This window comes from Gramella jeungdoensis (assembly GCF_023805255.1).
Lineage (GTDB): Bacteria > Bacteroidota > Bacteroidia > Flavobacteriales > Flavobacteriaceae > Christiangramia > Christiangramia jeungdoensis.
Genome location: NZ_JAMSCK010000006.1, coordinates 57666 through 76143, shown reverse-complemented (window position 1 = coordinate 76143; position 18478 = coordinate 57666). Strand labels below are relative to the sequence as shown.

Annotated in this window: 9 protein-coding genes; 3 read left to right on the top strand and 6 right to left on the bottom strand. The window is 38.8% G+C overall.

Going from position 1 to position 18478, the window contains the following annotated elements:
- Window positions 1-14: 14 nt before the first annotated feature.
- Entirely contained in the window at window positions 15-788 is a 774-nt protein-coding gene (locus tag NE848_RS15250; RefSeq protein ID WP_252115240.1) for a hypothetical protein, read from the top strand.
- 128 nt (window positions 789-916) lie between these two features.
- The gene (locus tag NE848_RS15245) at window positions 917-4216 is read left to right on the top strand and encodes a WD40/YVTN/BNR-like repeat-containing protein (RefSeq protein WP_252115238.1); all 3300 of its coding nucleotides are present in this window, start codon (window positions 917-919) and stop codon (window positions 4214-4216) included.
- Between the two features lie 49 nt (window positions 4217-4265).
- On the opposite strand, the gene NE848_RS15240 is transcribed toward NE848_RS15245, so the two are convergent.
- Complete coding sequence (locus tag NE848_RS15240; protein ID WP_252115236.1) at window positions 4266-5231, bottom strand: App1 family protein; 966 nt, start codon at window positions 5229-5231, stop codon at window positions 4266-4268.
- 71 nt (window positions 5232-5302) lie between these two features.
- On the opposite strand from NE848_RS15240, the gene NE848_RS15235 reads away from it, so the two are divergent.
- Window positions 5303-6175, top strand: coding sequence for a diacylglycerol/lipid kinase family protein (locus NE848_RS15235; RefSeq protein ID WP_252115234.1), 873 nt, complete (start codon window positions 5303-5305; stop codon window positions 6173-6175).
- Window position 6176: 1 nt separating this feature from the next.
- Here NE848_RS15235 and NE848_RS15230 read toward each other — a convergent pair whose 3' ends face one another.
- From NE848_RS15230 to NE848_RS15210, 5 genes are read right to left on the bottom strand one after another with little or no spacing between them, the layout of a single operon-like run.
- A complete protein-coding gene (locus NE848_RS15230) occupies window positions 6177-7100 on the bottom strand; it encodes a GyrI-like domain-containing protein (RefSeq protein WP_252115232.1) in 924 nt (307 codons plus the stop codon).
- 3 nt (window positions 7101-7103) lie between these two features.
- Window positions 7104-8447 carry a vanadium-dependent haloperoxidase gene (locus tag NE848_RS15225; RefSeq protein WP_252115230.1) on the bottom strand — a complete coding sequence of 448 codons (1344 nt, stop codon included), beginning with the start codon at window positions 8445-8447 and terminating at the stop codon, window positions 7104-7106.
- Between the two features lies 1 nt (window position 8448).
- Window positions 8449-11748, bottom strand: coding sequence for a VCBS repeat-containing protein (locus NE848_RS15220; RefSeq protein WP_423748009.1), 3300 nt, complete (start codon window positions 11746-11748; stop codon window positions 8449-8451).
- A complete protein-coding gene (locus NE848_RS15215; RefSeq protein ID WP_252115226.1) occupies window positions 11711-15073 on the bottom strand; it encodes a VCBS repeat-containing protein in 3363 nt (1120 codons plus the stop codon). The genes NE848_RS15220 and NE848_RS15215 overlap by 38 nt, the downstream gene beginning before the upstream one ends.
- Entirely contained in the window at window positions 15070-18387 is a 3318-nt protein-coding gene (locus NE848_RS15210; protein ID WP_252115224.1) for a VCBS repeat-containing protein, read from the bottom strand. Before NE848_RS15210 ends, NE848_RS15215 begins: the two co-directional genes overlap by 4 nt.
- Between the last annotated feature and the right edge of the window lie 91 nt (window positions 18388-18478).

Below are 18478 nucleotides of genomic sequence, written 5' to 3'. Positions count from 1 at the left end.
AACACTTATACCAAATGAGTGAATTAAAAGGATATAAAATTAATCCTAAAGACCCCGATATAAGGGGATGGGTGGTGAAAGACCTTGATAACAGAGATATTGGTAAGGTAGATAACCTGCTTGTAAATAAAGAGCTGGGAAAGGTGGTATATGTAGACGTTGAAGTAGATCAAAGCATTATAGATGCGAATCATGATCCATATGCGGCACATAACGATTCTGAAGTCCATGAGTTCATTAACGAGGAAGGTGAAAATCATATTATAATCCCTATTGGTCTGGTTAGCCTAAACCGTGATGAAAAATACTGTTTCACAGAAAGCATTAACTACCAGACATTTGCAGAGACAAAACGCTATAGATCAGGAACTGCGATTAGCAGGGATTATGAGCGTCATGTTCTTGGCTCATATAAACGCAGAAGGCCTAATCATGAAAGAGAATATACCGATGCTGAACTTAGAGAGCGTGAATTGAGACGTCGCAAAGAAGCTCGGCTAGAAGAAGAAGACACACAACAACGTTCCTTAGGGGATATGGAAGAGAAAATTAGACGGGAAAAAGCCAGGATGAAATACTCATCAGACAGGGATAGAGACCTTCGAGGAGATTATGACGAAGAATTAACCTATAAGGACGAATTAAAAGATCTTGATCCTGAGCCAACCCTTGATGATGATATGGATTGGAAAAGAGATCACAGACGTATTCCTGATGATAACCGATATAGAAACCTTAAAAGAAGAAGGATCACAGACGAATTTTATGAGAGGAAAGAATTTAAATAATTCTAATATGAAAGTATAAGAAAGGGGCCAGAACTGGTCCCTTTTTTCATTTCGCGACTGTGCTGAAAAGTTTTCCGTAAAATCAGTATCTTGAAGCGCAATTTTCATTTTAATCAATCAATTTATTTATGAATAAACTGTACTTAAGTCTGTCATTGTTGTTATTTACTTGTATAACATTGGGACAGAGTGTTGATCTTTCTTTATTAAAATCCAAAACTCCGCGTAACATAGGGCCAGCCGGAATGAGTGGCCGGGTCACCTCAATTGATGTTGTTACCTCTAATCCGGATATTATGTATGTGGGTACTGCTTCTGGTGGACTATGGAAATCTACGAGTGGTGGTATAAAATGGGAACCTATATTTGAAGACCAGGTGACCGCTTCTATTGGATCTGTAGCTATTCAGCAGTCAAACCCTTCAGTGATCTGGGTGGGAACAGGCGAAGGAAACCCTAGGAATAGTCTTAACGGTGGTTACGGGATCTATAAATCCCTCGATGGAGGTCGCTCCTGGACCAAGATGGGACTCGAAAAGACCCGGCATATACATCGAGTGATCATTAACCCGGACAATCCCGATATTGTTTATGCGGCTGCGATAGGTTCACCCTGGGGAGCACATGAGGAGAGAGGGGTTTATAAGACCACCGATGGCGGAAAGACCTGGAAAAAGATATTATACTCAAATAAACTAACCGGTGCCGCAGATCTTGTTATGGATCCCAACAATCCAAATAAGCTGATAGCTGCAATGTGGGAGCATAAAAGAGATCCCTGGTTCTTTAAATCGGGAGGCGAAGGTTCTGGCCTATTTATCACCTATGATGGTGGAGAGACCTGGAAAGAAAAGACTTCAGATGATGGACTGCCAGAAGGAAATCTTGGCCGTATTGGTCTTGCCATAGCGCCTAGTAATTCAAACATCGTTTATGCCCTTGTGGAATCTGAAAAAAATGCGTTATACAAATCAGAAGATGGTGGCTTTTCCTGGAAAATGATCAATGATAAGGAAGAGATAGGAAACCGACCCTTCTACTACAGCGATATTTTTGTAGATCCTCAGAATTCCAATCGCTTATATTCCGTCTTCACCTATGTGAATGTTTCTGAAGATGGCGGAAAAAGTTTTGAATCATTAATGCCTGCCTACGGAGTCAATAACGGAGTTCATCCTGATCATCATGCGTGGTGGATACATCCTGAGGATGGCAGTTTTATGATGGATGGTAATGACGGTGGTTTGAATATTACCAGAGACGGTGGAGAAACCTGGAGATTTGTTGCTAATCTTCCGTTAGCTCAGTTCTATCATATTGCCGTAGATAATGAATACCCTTATAACGTATACGGAGGAATGCAGGATAATGGAAGCTGGAGAGGCCCGGCCTATGTATGGAAATCACAGGGAATAAGAAACTCTTACTGGCAGGAGATCTCCTTTGGAGATGGATTCGACGTGGTTCCTGATAAAGATGATAGCAGGTATGGCTGGAGTATGAGTCAGCAGGGATATGTGAGTCGTTATGACTATCTAACCGGAAATAATTATACCGTTAAGCCTACTCATCCTGACCCTGAGGTGGAGTTGAGATTCAACTGGAATTCGGCAATTAATATAGATCCTTTTGATAACAACACCCTATATTTTGGAAGCCAGTTTGTCCATAAGAGTACTGATAAAGGACTTACCTGGGAGGTCATCTCTCCAGATCTTACCACCAATGACCCGGAAAAACAAAGACAGGAAGAAAGTGGCGGACTTACCATAGATGCTACCGGAGCAGAGAACTACACCACCATTTTAGTTATAGAGCCTTCCCCATTGGAAAAGGATATGATTTGGGTAGGTACCGATGATGGAAAAGTTCATTACACCACCAATGGTGGAGAGAATTGGGTGGATGTATCAAACAATCTGCCCGCCCTTCCTGAAGGAAGCTGGATAGTTCAGATAAAAGCCTCTAACAAAAACAAGGGAGAAGCCCTTCTTGTGGCGAATGATTACAGGAGGTTCAATTATACCCCTTATGCATATCGCACTACTAATTATGGAAAAAGCTGGTCTCGTATTGTAGATGAAGAGGACACCGAAAGTTACGCTTTGAGTATAATAGAAGATCCTGAAGAGAAAAACCTGATGTTCCTGGGAACAGATGATGGCTTATATGTTTCTTTCAATGCCGGAAATGACTGGCAAAAATATACTAACGGTTTCCCAACAGTTTCAGTAAAAGACTTGGTAATCCATCCGCGCGAACAGGACCTGGTAATTGGCACTTTTGGAAGGGCCGCCTGGGTTCTGGATGACATCAGGCCTTTCAGGGCTATAGCGAGGAACAAATCCATTCTTCAAAATAAAGTGGAATTGTTCGAGCCACCAGTAGCTTATCATACAGCCTACCAGCAACCTACCGGAAGCAGGTTTGGTGCCGATGCTACCTATCAGGGAGAGAACCGTCCGTCAGGCGGAAGGATCAGTTATTTTGTGGAGGTCCCAAAGAAACCTGAAAAAGATGCAGACGGTGATAAAGAGGCCAGTGTCGATAAAAAGAAAAAATCTAAAAAACGTGACAGGAAAGATCGTGAAGGTGAATCTGGAGATATTGAACCAACAGTAAAAGATTCAGATACTACCAGAACTGAAGAAGCTGAAGTAAAGTGGGATTCCATAAAACTGAATATCTATGATGGAGACCGTCTCATAAGAACACTTAAACAAAAAGCACCTGATACTACAGGAATCCACACCATGATCTGGAATTTGAATGAAAAAGGAGTCGAAAGGCCTTCAAGAGAAATTAAAGAATCTAAAACCGAACCTTCCGGGGTTGATGTAAAACCTGGGACCTACAGGCTTGTTTTACATTTCGGAGATAATTCTTCTGAAGGAATGATAAAAGTGGAATCCGATCCGAGACTTGATGTTTCTAAAGAAAATATAGAGGAAGTTTATGCGAATTTGAAAGAATTGGAAAAAATGACCCGTACTGCGGGAGATGCCGTGAACCAACTTTTAGAAAGTAAGAACATCGCCGAATCTTTCCAGAAAGATTTTAAAGCCCAGAAAAATGGAGAAGAAGTATATGAAGAGGAACTGAAAGACAGTGAAGAGATCATTAAATCTATAGAGGAGATCATAGCTTTATATCTTGGTAAAGAAGATAAGAGACAGGGAATTGTGAGAAATAATGAAATGACAGTTATGGAGCGAATAAGCAATGCGAACTGGTATGTTGGCAGCAGGCAGAGTGGATTAACCCAAACCGAGCATACGCTTATTAAACATGCCAGGCAGGAGCTTAAAGATGCTCTTCAAAAAACCAATGACTTCTTTAACGAAGAATGGGCAGAATACCGATCGGAAATGCAGAGTATTGAACTGCCGGTTTTCAAAGAAGTAAAAAACTTTGAACTCGGTAATTAATAATTCATTTGATTTTGCTATAAGCCCCGCATTCAGGCGGGGCTTTTTTTTATATGATGTCCTCTTTTTGGGAATGCTTTATGGCCTTTTCACTATTACGAAAATAACAGGTACTCACATCCATGCTTTCCAGGTTTTTAAGGACTTCCTGCACTTTCTTCTTTTGTTCAGATTTGGTTTGCCTGATGTAAACAGCCTTGATATTCAAAGGAAAAGTCTTACATATTCTTTCATATAAAAAGGGATCATGCTGTGAATCATCCCCAAGTAAAACATATTTAAGATGGGGATAGAATGAAATGATATCCTTAATTTTTATGAACTTATGGTCATGATTGCCTCTTCCCGACTTTATAAAATCGGTAAGCCCTGTTTTAATTTTTTTCAGCTTTATAACGGCCTTGGGAAGTTCATGAAGGTCTGAGAATTCAGAGATAAAATCATACAGGTTCCATTCACTGCTGGAAACATAGAAAAAGGAATTGGAAGCCTTTTTACTATCCTGTCCTGCAGAACTCAATTTCTGGTAATGTTTAACCACATCATCAAACACCTTTCGCTTATTGATATTCTTGGATAACATTACGTAGAGCTTCTTAAAAAAGCTATTACTATGGGAAATTAGAAAAGTATCATCTATATCTGAAATAATTCCGAATTTACTCGGGTATGGTTTTAAAAGCTCACCTTTTTCGATCATCCCGAAATCGAACATCTTACAGCTCACCTCATATTGATGCCAGCCCGGTTCAAGTTCAGCTTCAAAAGGTACCGTAAACCTGAAATAACCATCATCCATGGTCTTTGTTGTAACGTCGAGGTCTTTGAACTGCAAGCGTACTTCAAAATTCTTAAGAGGTTTGATCCGGAATTTATGAAGAATGGCATATGCATGTTTGATACCCTTTTTCTCTATACTATATTTATCAGGAGCCCAGGATTTAAATAAATGTCCAAATACAACCAGTTCTCCCCCATTTACATAACCTCTGTACAACTTAAGATCGAGTTTCAAAATATTGGCCTTTTTTTAAAATTCCTTCATTCCAAATTACTTAATTTTAGGCGTTCCATAAATACCAGTAGATGAATTTTAAGGAAGTTTTATTGGTTGTAAACCCTATTTCGGGTGATACCGACAAAAAAAAGATAATTTCTGAGGTTCAGGAAAAACTTAAAAAAGAAGAGATAGGTTTTCACCTTTATACCACAACCGATGAAAATGACAGGGAGAAAATAAAATCTCTTATTGATGAAAAAAATATCGACAGGGTTATAGTGGCAGGTGGAGATGGCACCATAAACCTTGTCGCCGAAACTGTTAAAGATTATGAACTTATCCTTGGGGTTATTCCCGCGGGTTCGGCCAATGGCCTCGCAGTTAATCTTGATTTACCTGATGTACTGGAAGAACAGATCGACACAGCACTCGGAAACAGCCATATAAACCTTGATATACTTTGCCTGAATGGCATAATTTGCCTTCATATGAGCGATCTCGGAATTAATGCTGAACTGATCAAGAATTATGAGACATCATCTTTTAGAGGAAAGTTTGGTTACCTTATACAAAGTATACCGACTCTTATTCAAAGTGAATTTCCCTTTCAGTTCAAGATAGAAACGGAGAAATGTACCAAAGATGCATCAGCTGTTTTACTCGGCTTTGCTAATGCGAACAAGTATGGTACGGGTGCAAACGTAAACCCGAAAGGTTCTCCAGATGACGGTATCTTTGAGATCCTTGTCTTTAAAAAGTTGAGTTTGGGAGATATTCTGAAAACCTTAAGAAACGAAACCGATCTGGATCCGGATTTTGTAGAAATCATCCCTGCCACAAAGGCAAGGGTAACCTGCCTTAAACCGGTATCTTTCCAGGTAGACGGAGAATATATAGGCAAAGAAACAGAAATTGAAATAAAAATTCTTCCCGAAAAATTAAGTATAGCTATACCTTGATCTATTCTAAAACAGGTAAATAAATTTCAGCTTTCCAGTCTCTAGCAGAATTAGCTTCTACTTTTGGATTATTAAAGAATATCTCAAGAGGTAGTTCATTACTAACCTTGTTCAATTCCTTTGATTCTTCCACCAGGTCATACCAGGCAAGATGAGAGTTTCTGTAATTCCCATGGAAAATAGCTCGTAATGCAGGAAAGGGTTTTACCTGTTTAAAATCAACATTAGAGGTAGGTTGTATGTCTTGTGCCAGATTCACCGGAAAGCAAAAATCGAAATCTATTACATCTGTCTTCCTGTTCCATTTTGTTACTTTCACAAAAGGATTTGCTGTTAATCTAAGCTCCCTTTGTAATACATAATCTTCAAGGATAGTTATGGTGTTTACCATCTCTTTCGCCTTGTCTTTTACAGGAATATTCTGTGAGCTATGACAAATACAATCCATTCCAGGAGATTTTACGACTTTGTCTTCTATTTTTATGGAATAGGTATTCTGTTTTTCATTTAGTCGTTTCTTGAAATCCAGAATGCGTTCCTTTAAAGTATCCAGATAAATACTCTTTTGGAAGGGATTGACAATAGCGAGACGGTTAATCAGTTTATTTTCTGAAGATCGTATGTTTAGTACAACCTGGGTAATGCTATCATTTTCTTTCTCAAATTCCCAATAAAATTCAAGAGGTGAATGACCGCCATGATCAACCGCTTGTGTTAGGCTACTAAATGAATCCTTGTCAATAATGGTGATGTCTTCTTTAACCGATTTGTGAGTGAAATTTTTCCAATCACTTACTTCGTTAAACACCGTACCAGGACCATACCTGGCTTCCATATGGAACTGATAGTCATATTTCTTTATAAACAAATACCAGCTTAGCCCCGCAAGAAACAGGACCAAAATAATCACAATGGCTTTTTTCATAAGTTATTTGGAAGCAAGATCTGATTTAGCATTAGTCATACTAAGATTATCAACTACAAAATCCCCAAGGGACTGGCCCTGTTCCAGACCAACCTCAATTGCTGCCCTGTAATGAATACCTCCATAAAGTCTGCTTCTTGCAGCTTCATCAGAAGCGTGCTTAAAGGATTTGAAACTTCTCACAGGCAAACCATATTCAACCTCAGTATCATCATCAAAACTGAAGTTATCGCCAAAAATATCCGTGAGCGCGATTGCTGCAGCACCAGACACCACAGAGTGTCCGCTGGTATATTCCGGGAATGGTGGTGTTTGTAATACCGAAGTCCAGTTCTCATCGATATATTTATTGATCAGGGTTTCCGGTCGAACCAGATTACTGCGATACTTCTCATCCCAGCAGCTTATAAAAGCATCAGCTATGGCTACTGAAGTCTTGGCATAGGCATATACTGATTTGTCAAAATCGGCCTCTGCCTTTTGGCAGGCAATCTTGGTGATCCCTATCCAGTGACCACCCGGAGTGATCTTTTTAGTGGCGAACATAAGATGTCCCCTGGTAATTGAGACATATGGATTACAATCCCAGAATTTGGCGATTTCCATTTCCTCACTATTCTCCTCGTCTTTCGCGATCTCCTGTCTAATATTATAAACTTCCATCAACTCATTGTGAAAACGACTTCCCGGTTCCATAGAAAATTCCGGTGGCGGAGCCGGTTTAAACTGGTTTGAAGAATCTATTACAAAAGGCCTTATCTTCATCCAGTGTGGTTCAATCCCATCCATATATGCCGGAGGAGTTGGTTGCCACCTGCTTTCATCATCGGTATGTATAGTGAATTTAGGCATCGTACGGGTCTCTGCATAATTATCCTTTTTCATCCAGTCTTTTATATGAGCAGCGACTTTCAATCCATAAGCTTCAGACACCTTAAAACCTCTTTCATCTTTTTCCTTCCAGGTATTAAACAAGCTGTCTCTTTTCTCGATAAGCCTGTCTTCAGAAAAAACAAGCGTTCTACCAATATCATAGAAGGCTACCATGGCCGCGATACCGGGATTTGTTATTTCGGATTCTGATTTTGGTACAGGTCCAAGGTCGGTTAACTGTCCGGCCAGGCTTTTATATTCAGGATTAAACTGCGCAATAACCTCATAGGCTGCAATATTGGAGTAGGCATAAACTCTACTTGCCACTGGAGGTGAGAAAATATCATGTACCATCGTTTTGCTTAGATTGTCATTTGCATCATGAAAATCATCACCGGTAACGGTTATTTCCTCAACCTTCTTTTCGCATGCAGTAATACTTATAATACTAATTAATAATAGAATCCTTTTCATATTAAAAATTGATTTTATATAATTCGGCTTTCTCGTCATTTATCGTTACTAACAGATAAGGTTCATCTGAGATATTTATTACCGAAAATTCTTTAACAGATTTTTGTGATAAATTTAATCCAATTTCATTGGAATTCAGAATTTTATCGTCATTTATTAGAATAGAACCACCCATTGCATCAAATTTTCCATGATAGGGTGTAACGCCAAAATAATTTCCTCCAATGAGTACTTCTTCTTTCCCATCCTTATTGAAATCATAGTTCAACATAGCACGTATGGGTGCCACCTGCAAGGAATTATCAAATTTCCTAAAGTTATACTTCCCGTCATTGTTTTCAAGATATCCGGAAGCCAGGGTATGAACCTTAAGCTTTTTTGCAGCCTCCAGTTCTTCAGGAGTGAATATCTCATCCACTTTCTTACCTGCAAATTCACGATATGTGGTAAATCTTTTTCGTATCATCTGACTCAACTGGGCAGAAAGTTCATCCATTCCATAAAGAAAATAATAATCTCCATTCTTCTCGCAGGCCAGTAAGGTTTCCGTTAGACCGTTTGAATCGAAATCCTTATAATACATTAGCAAAGGATACTCATCCGATGCCTTAAGCTTTGAATTCAACCCCCAGTTACCAAGTATATAATCCTTATCTCCGTCTCCATCCACATCAAAAGGAAGAATCTTCTGCCATAGACCATTCAGCTTTTCAGAAATCATGTTGGACGAAATATCTCTGAACTCACCATTCTCATTCTCCAGAAATTTTGGAGACATCCATTCTCCTACTGTAATTAGGTCCAGGTCTCCATCATTATCAAAATCATCCCATAAAGCATCATTTATCATCCCGATATTATCAAATAATTCAGCCTGACCGGCCTTTGAGAATCTACCATCCTCATTTACCAGTAGATAAGATTTTGGAATGGCTCCGTAATTATAATTAACCGAATTTGCTCCGATAAAAACGTCCAGATCTCCGTCATTGTCGTAATCGGCCGACCGAATAACAGAAGAGTTACCATACATTTCCGGGAAGAGGGAATCTTTTTTAAATGTGGTATTCGCTTCCCCATAATATAACCTGTCCAGCAACCATTGATCTTTTCCAACCGATTCTCCGCCACCTGAAACAAATAAGATATCGTTTATACCATCTTTATTAAAATCATTAACCAGAATGTCTGTATCCTCGGCTAGAGAATCATTTTTAATTCCATCAAGTTTCTCGTAAACAAAACCTTTTTCCTTCTGGTAAAATACCATTGCCGGCTTATACCTGGAAGCTCCAAATATGGCATCCTCGAGTCCATTTCCATCAAGGTCTGTCACCTTCACCGCCGGACCAAAATCTGACATCTGGTGCGGAATAAGCTTTTGCATGTCAAAGTCTATAAAGGAATTCTCTTCATGCTTATAGTTTAATCCAAAGTCGGTTTGAGACCTGGTAAACCAAGTTTTATCATTCTTATGGAATAATTCTCTAACATCAACACGTTTATCGGTCTTTTCCGGTTGTAGTTCAAGAAAGGAATTAGGTTTTACCGAGGTTAGAGTTTTTATTTTTTGATCGGGCCAGATAATACTTAAAGAATCTATCCTGGTATTTTTAGGAATACCAAAATGAATGATAGGTTGTGAGGAAGACTGATATCCCCTGGTAGTATATAACTGTCTTACCTGGCGGCCTTCGGTAGTGTATAAGATGGCCTTTGAACCTATTCCAAATGGATTCTTACTGCCTGCCGATAATTTTATCTTGAGGTAATCGCCTTCAGGCTGATCATTAATATAAATACTCGCCGGTACATTAATATTATTGGTCACTATATCCAGATCTCCGTCATTATCAAGATCTCCATATGCGACACCGGTAGAGATAATCGAATCATTCTCTATCCACACTTCAGACATATCTTCGAACATTCCATTTTGCTGTCCTTTAAAAACATAGTTAGTAACGGCGCCCGATGGCATTAACTGAAGAGCTTCATTGTCTACAAGCGTTGTTTTATCGAGTTTCTGCTGTATCTGTTCATTCGAGGTATACTTCACATAATCCAGGTCATTAGGCCGTTTTGGGATACCATTACTAATAAAAAGATCCTGCTGGCCATCCTGATCAAGATCGGCGAATAGTGCGCCCCAGCTCCAGTCGGTAGCAGCAACACCACTCATCAAGGCGGTTTCTGAAAAGAATTTGCCACCACGGTTAATCTGGAGCATATTACGGGTATACTGAGGATGGTATCCAAGACGATCTATGCGGAGTTTATGTAGGTTTACATTGTCATCCCCCGCCGAAGACTTAAGCACTTTCTCATCTTCGGGAAGCATATCAAGGGTAATAAGATCTATAAATCCATCATTATTAATATCTGCGGCATCATTTCCCATTGAAAAACGGGACACATGGCCAAAATTTGATTTTAAACTTTCGGTGAAGGTTCCATCACCATTGTTCAGGTAGTAATAATCATCTTCATGAAAATCGTTACCCACATAAATATCGGTATAACCATCATTATTGAAGTCGGCTGTGCTTAAGCCCAGGCCATAACTATTTGCTCCACCATAAATTCCTGCCTTTTCGCTTATATCTATAAACTTACCGTTCTCATTAAGAAACAATTTATCCCCGCTTTCATAAACCCTGTTATTCCGAATTTCTGCCGGACCGAAGGATTCGGTGGTATGAACCGCATGATTCAGGATATAAACATCAAGATCGCCGTCATTTTCGAGATCGAAAAATGCAGCCTGTGAAGAATATGTGTCCAGATCAAGGCCATATTCCGCAGCACTTTCGGTGAAGGTAAGATCACCATTATTAATAAAGAGTTCATTATGACCGGTGAAACCGTTAACTCCAACAACAGCGGAGACATAGATATCCAGTAATCCATCGCCGTTAACATCGGCCATGGTGGTTCCCGTATTCCAGGTGCTTTCACCTTCTACCCCAGCTTTTTCAGTGATATCCTCAAATTTCAAATTCCCTTTATTCAGGTAAAGCTTGTTTTTAACCTGATTCCCGGTGAAATATATATCGGCCAATCCGTCGTTATTAATATCTCCAATACTAACCCCACCGCCATTATAATAATAGAGATAGTCCAGTATATTCTGATCACGGTTCTCGGTGAGCGTATTAGTAAAATCAATTCCTGAAACTTTGGGCTGCGGATTGGAAAAGAATTTCTTCTCCTTATTGGAACATCCGCTTAAACTTAGAACCAGAATTTGAAATATGAATAATCTATAAACTGCTGATTTCAAAAATCTTCGGTTTTTCATCATTGATTGCGGCTATAATAAAGGTATTCCCATTCTTATCCTTGAATTTCTGCAGGTACTTGACCTCACTTTTAATAGTGAAACCACTTTTGGTATAGTCCTGCCATTCAAAATTCATGTTACCATCCCCAAGCAGAACATTTCCGAAACTTGCATCAAGCCTTGAGAATTGCGGTTTGAATTCAAAATTATTTCCTCCCATCACAAGATCCAGATTACCATCATTGTTAACATCTGTGCACGAAATACCACAGACGCAAGAAAACTGAACCCTGCCCGGCAGTTCCTTTATTTTGAAGTTACCATCACCTTCATTCACGGCAATAATAGTTTCAGAGATTACCGCCTGTTTTAATATGGCATTTTTAAGTTTATCTTTTGGCAGTAACTCATCTATCGATTTTACAGCATACTCTGAAGCTTTAAGGTTTTCCTTCTTAAGAGAAACCAGCTGAGTGGTCATCTCCTTCTTCATATGCAACGGATAATCTTTACCGTTCTTTTGCTTAGTGACTATTTGCTCAATAGTTCCATTATTATCAAAATCATTTACCCACATTTTCATGGGGTTCTTAAAAGAGGTTTCGTAAGGTATGTTAGAGCCTTTGTTGCCTATAATAAGGTCCTGGTCTCCATCATTGTCAAGATCGGCGGCCTCAACAACGTTCCACCATCCCTCATATTTATCAAGGTTGGTTTTATAATGCGAAAGTCTTCTTCCCGAATTTTTAAAGATCTTCGGAGCCCCCCAGTCTGAAACAGTAATAAGATCCATTTTGCCATCGCCATCAATATCCTGCCAAATGGCATCGGTGATCATTCCCGCATATTTCACATCATAGGCAATACGTTCGGTTGAATTCACAAACTCGCCGTTGCCCTTATTCTCAAGGAATAGATGCTGGGGATCAAGACCATAATTTACTGCAACACTCCTTGAACCAACAAAAACATCCATATCTCCATCGGAATCGAAATCATGAGGAGCGATTACAGCAACATTCTGGTTCACTGCAGGAACAATATGAGTAGAAGGCGTGAATTTACCTTTACCATCGTTTATATAAAGTCGAGGCCTGTAATTACTTTCTTCTCCAACTTCATTACCACCCGATCCTACCATGAGGTCCTGGTCTCCATCACCGTCCACATCCAGAAATGCTGCGGCAGTATCCTCAAACATAAAATCGTTATCCAGAGCGGGTTGCGGAGTCTTATTCAAATCTCCATTCCCATTGTTAAGGTAAATAATTCCTGGTTGTTCCTTAGCTCCACCTATAAATACATCTTCACTACCATCACCATTTACATCGGCTACAGCCAGCGCAGGACCTTCCTGAGATAATTTTCTATAGATCATCCCCTCATAATCGAAATCTGTATAAGCGTTTTCCTTATGAGCTTCCAGTTTATTATTGGGAAGTTCGGTTAATAAAGGCTTCGGCCTTGGAGGAGTTTGAGGCACGAATTTCTCATTAGCCTTGCTCTGTTCCAAAACAAGGGTCTGGTTAACATCTACCTCTTTAAGTAGTTGTGTGGCATCATCTGGCCAGATAATCCTTAAGGAGTCTATCTTATTCACTTTTCCCAGACCTATATTCATGGTATAATCCATAGAGGATTGAAATCCTCGGGATGGATTCTGTTCCTGGAGAATCACAGAATTTCCAAGATATAATCTTACAATACTTCCTATCCCAAACTGGTTCTTTTCCTTTCCTTTTAACTTGATACGAAGATAGTTTCGGTCTTTAAGCTTATCTGAATTATTCTCATAAACGAAGGATTTCATGTTTACATTATTCACAACAAGATCCAGATCTCCATCATTATCAAGATCGCCATAGGCACATCCGTTAGAAAGGCTTGGAATTCCCAATCCCCACTCTTCAGCTGAATTCTTGAATTTAAGGTCTCCCGTATTCTGGAACGCATAATTTGGTAACGGGGTCACCGGCATTTTATCAATGATGGAGTCAATCGCTTTTTTCTGCCCGGTTAAAACCATATTCTGTATGATGTCGTTCGCGAAGAATTCAACAAAATCAAGGTTTGTAAGATCATGGTTGATGCCATTAGTTACGAAAATGTCCCTATTTCCGTCATTGTCCATATCGAAAATAAGACCTGCCCAACTCCAATCGGTACTTTCCACACCGCTAAAGTGAGCAATCTCAGAGAAACTGTTATTACCATTATTTAACTGAAGCGTATTATGAATATATTGCTGGTAAAAGTCTTTACTTTGCTTAAGCTTAAAGACATTATAGCCTTCAAATTCCATTACCGATTTGGTGCGTTCTTCTGAATCTGGAAGCATATCGGTAATAAAGATATCGGCGTAACCATCATTATTGATATCGGCCATATCTACACCCATGGCAGAAAGACATAAATGAGAAGTCCAGTTCTCTATATCCTCGGTAAAGGTCCCATCCTGGTTATTTATATAGAGATAATCCCTTTCATAAAAATCGTTTGAAACGTATATATCGGGATACAGATCATTATTAAAATCACTCACCATAACTCCAAGCCCGAAACCTATTAAACTTCCATAAATATTAGCCTCTTCGCTTACATCCACGAATTTACCGTCATCGTTTCTCAAAAGCATATCTCCTACCCCTCTGAAGATCTTTGGAATTCCTTCCCAGTCCTGGGCTCTTACCTCTCTTTGCCCGGCATAACCCAGACTGCTCACGGGGATATTACTATTATTGAGAATATATGCATCCAGATCACCATCCTTATCATAATCAAAAAAAGTAGCGTGTGTACTAAAACCTGTCTCTGCTAGATTAAATTCCTTTGCTCTTTCTGTGAAGGTGAGATCTCCATTGTTTATGTAGAGATCATTATTATGATTATCGCCTTCCATATTTCCGGCATTGCTAACATAAATATCCAGTAATCCATCATTATTGATATCTACCATATTCACCCCGGTAGACCAGGGTTTGTTGCCTTCAACTCCAGCCGATTTGGAGATATCTTCAAATTTGAAGTTACCTTTATTAAGATATAGCTTATTGGGTTTCATATTGGCAGTTAAGTAAATATCAGGCAGTCCGTCATTATTGATATCCCCAATAGCTACTCCACCTCCGTTATAGAAGTTACGGTATTTAAAAATGTTAAAATCGGGTTGGTTCTTTACCTCATTTAAAAAGTCTACTCCTGTTTCTTCAGGATCCATAAGGGTATAGAGCTTATTTTCATTCTGCTGCTCTTCTTGTTGCTCTGAGGTACCTTCATCATTACATGAGGTAATAAGCGCCAGAGTACTTAACGAAAATATTGATATTAAAAACTGGAATCTCATGGGTTTTGTATATTATTATATTTCAAAATAACAGGTTCAGCATTATTAAAGGTTACGATAAAATGTGTTCGGCCATTTATACAGAACTTTTCTATATCCCTGGCTGGTCCTGAAAGATTAGGCCTGAACTCACCAGAAGTTTTAAAGTTCCCTTTGGTGTCATTTATAAGAACTGCACCATGGGAGGCATCTAATCTACCTAATTGGGTGCTTATTTCATAATCGTTACCAACGATAAAAAGATCTGGATAACCATCATTATTAAAATCAAATTCTTCTATATCGAATATCTTTGAAACCTGGGCTTCAAAAGGTAAAAGATGTTTTTTAAAAGTATTGTTCCCTAAATTTTCAAAATAGTAACTTCCTAATTCATAAACCTTATTAAGCTGAGCTTTCTTTAGTTTTTCTTCTGGAAATATATCAGAAAAGCTGGCTTTCGCATAATCACTGTAATTGGGATATTTCTTTTTTAAAAATGGCATTTGTTTATCTAACTCATCTTTCGAGGAAAAAGGAGTTTCGGTGCCATTATAAAAATAGGTCATTACAGGATCTATAGATCCATTATCGTCAAAATCTGTTAGATATAATTTAATTGGTTGATCCTTATTCGCGCTTAATCTGGAGTTAAGCCCCCAGTTTCCGGCTACAATATCAATATCACCATCGGCATCAAAATCTTCAGCGACAACCGCATTCCACCAGCCGTTCGAATCCTCCAGACCTGCATCAACAAGTTTTAAACTCTCTCCGTTATTATTTAAAAACACCTTTAGCGGCATCCAGTGCCCTGCCATTATAGCATCGGGATAATTATCGCCATTGATATCCTTCCATACAATGTCCTGAACCATGCCGGCATTTTGGAATGATTTTGAAATATTAGTGGTAACCTCGGTAAAATGACCCTTCCCATTATTCAAAAGCAAATATTGGATCGGAGTTTTACCATATTGAGAAGGCTCTATATTAGCAGTAAAACACAGATCTGTAAAACCATCATTATTAAAATCTACAGCACTAATCTTGGAAGCGTTCATTTCCAGACCTTTAAATTCATCGCTAACCAGTTGAAATGTACCATTCTGATTAATATATAACCTTGGCTGCAGAGCTTTGCCGCCCTTGAATTCGTTCCCGCCACTAACTACAATCAGATCTTTATCCCCATCGTTTTCAATATCCACAAATAGCTGGAAGGTATCTTCAGAAATTGCATTATCATCAAATACACTTGCTTCAAAAGACGTAAAAGTACCATCATCATTTTGGGTCCAGATGCCTAGGGCCTGTGTCTTTCCTCCCCCTATAACTATATCATCCAGGCCGTCATTATTAAAATCAGAAACCGTTACCGCCGGACTAAGATTACTATAACCAAAAGGAATTAAAGGCTCTTTATTGAAATCAAGCGTAGATTGCTCAACATGCCTGTAATTTATAAGTGAGTCCACTCTGACTAATCCCTCTGATCTTCCTGATGAATTCTTTATTGATGTTTTAGCATCTTTGATATTGAATAAGACAGTAGTATTGGTTTTTATATCATGTTTTGTTTCCTTAAAGCCATTCGGCCAGATTACCACTACAGAATCAGTTACCTTAGATTTACCCATTCCAAAATTAAGACCGGGAGCAATAGAAGATAAGTATCCCCGGGTTAAGTATTGCTCCTGAAACTGCATTTTACCATCATTATATACTTTTACCTTAGCTCCAATTCCAAATTGATTAGCCTGACTACCTTTAAAATCAATTTTCAGGAAGGAGTTAGGGTCTTTGACTTTTTCAGCATTATTTCGGTAAATACCTGCAGTACTTTCGGTATTATTTATGGCCAGATCAAGATCGCCATCATTGTCCAGATCGGCATAAACAAAACCGTGGCTGAAGGTTTTTCCGGAATCTAACCATTCATTTTTTAAATTTCTAAAGGTGTTATCTCCAAGGTTTTTATAGATGTAATTCTCAAGTCTCTTTTCCGGAAGATCCTTTATAAGGTTTTCATAATCGTTATACTCGCCACGACTGAGTTTTTCCTGAATCTTCTCGTTTGAAATGTACTTGATGAAATCCATATCATTAGTCGCCCCTTTAATACCATTGCTAATGAAAAGGTCTTTATGGGTATCATTATCAAAGTCGGCGAACATAGCCCCCCATGACCATTCAGAAGCGGCTACACCACTAATAAATGCCGTTTCAGAGAAATTGAGATCCCCTGTATTAAGGTGCAATGTATTTTGCATATACTGAGGAGAATAACCATTTTTAAGGTAATAGGAATAGGTTTGAAATGGATATTCCAGGCCTGAAGTCTTATAAGTTTCAAGATCTTCGGGAAGCATATCTAATGAAAGTATATCTGGTCTTCCGTCGTTATTCATATCAGAAATATCATTCCCCATTGAGAAATGAGTGGTATGGCCCAACTTCTCCGGCTCATTTGATATTATTTCATCAAATCCACCATTCCCATTATTGATGTATAAGTAGTCATTTTCAAAAAAATCATTGCCTATATATACATCGGGATAGAAATCCCCATTGAGATCACCAACTGATATCCCAAGCCCATAACCAATTTTACCCTGAAATATGCCAGCTTCTTTAGATACATCATTAAAATGGCCATCATCATTTCTAAACAGGCGGTCCCCAGATTTAGGATCGAAGCTATTGCGTAGCTGGCCTTTCCCATAATTTGTATTGGGATGTACCGAATGATTCAGGAGAAACATATCCAGATCTCCGTCCAGGTCATAGTCAAAAAATACCGATTGCGTGGAAAAGCCTGAAAAATTGAGTCCATATTTAGCGGATTGCTCTTCGAATACTGGAATATTATTGTCATTATTACCCCGGTTTACATAAAGGAGATTGTGACCGGTAAGACCCTGGAACTGACTAACCTTTGAAATATAAAGGTCCAGTAAACCGTCTCCATTAATATCCACATTGCTTATCCCTGTTGTCCAGCCATCAGAATTGTTAATGCCGGCTTTGGATGTGATATCTTCAAACCTGAAATTTCCTTTGTTAATATACAACTTATCGGCTCCCTCATTTGAGGTGAAATAAAGGTCAATAAGCCCATCAGAATTATAATCCCCGGCGGCAACTCCTCCTCCATTATAATAATAAAGATAGTTGAGAATGCTCAGCCTGGAATCTGGATCGAAATCATTAGAAAAATAGATATTCGAGTAGCCCGCGTCTATCTTTTCAAAAAGACTTTCCTCATTTTCACAAGCCAGAAATAAAAAACTAAGAATAACAATAACTCCTAGGTAGGGACATCTATTCATCATTAATCACTATTGCTACACTTACTAGATTTAAGATAAAGTTAACAATATATTATAAAATAAGAGGGCGAGTCCGCCCTCTTATTTTATAATG

Bases quoted from the DNA above. Each gene is read 5' to 3' on its own strand.
- NE848_RS15235 (WP_252115234.1), top strand. From the start codon at position 5,303: ATGAATTTTAAGGAAGTTTTATTGGTTGTAAACCCTATTTCGGGTGAT.
- NE848_RS15220 (WP_423748009.1), bottom strand. From the start codon at position 11,748: ATGAAAAACCGAAGATTTTTGAAATCAGCAGTTTATAGATTATTCATA.
- NE848_RS15245 (WP_252115238.1), top strand. From the start codon at position 917: ATGAATAAACTGTACTTAAGTCTGTCATTGTTGTTATTTACTTGTATA.
- NE848_RS15250 (WP_252115240.1), top strand. From the start codon at position 15: ATGAGTGAATTAAAAGGATATAAAATTAATCCTAAAGACCCCGATATA.
- NE848_RS15230 (WP_252115232.1), bottom strand. From the start codon at position 7,100: ATGAAAAAAGCCATTGTGATTATTTTGGTCCTGTTTCTTGCGGGGCTA.
- NE848_RS15210 (WP_252115224.1), bottom strand. From the start codon at position 18,387: ATGATGAATAGATGTCCCTACCTAGGAGTTATTGTTATTCTTAGTTTT.
- NE848_RS15215 (WP_252115226.1), bottom strand. From the start codon at position 15,073: ATGAGATTCCAGTTTTTAATATCAATATTTTCGTTAAGTACTCTGGCG.
- NE848_RS15225 (WP_252115230.1), bottom strand. From the start codon at position 8,447: ATGAAAAGGATTCTATTATTAATTAGTATTATAAGTATTACTGCATGC.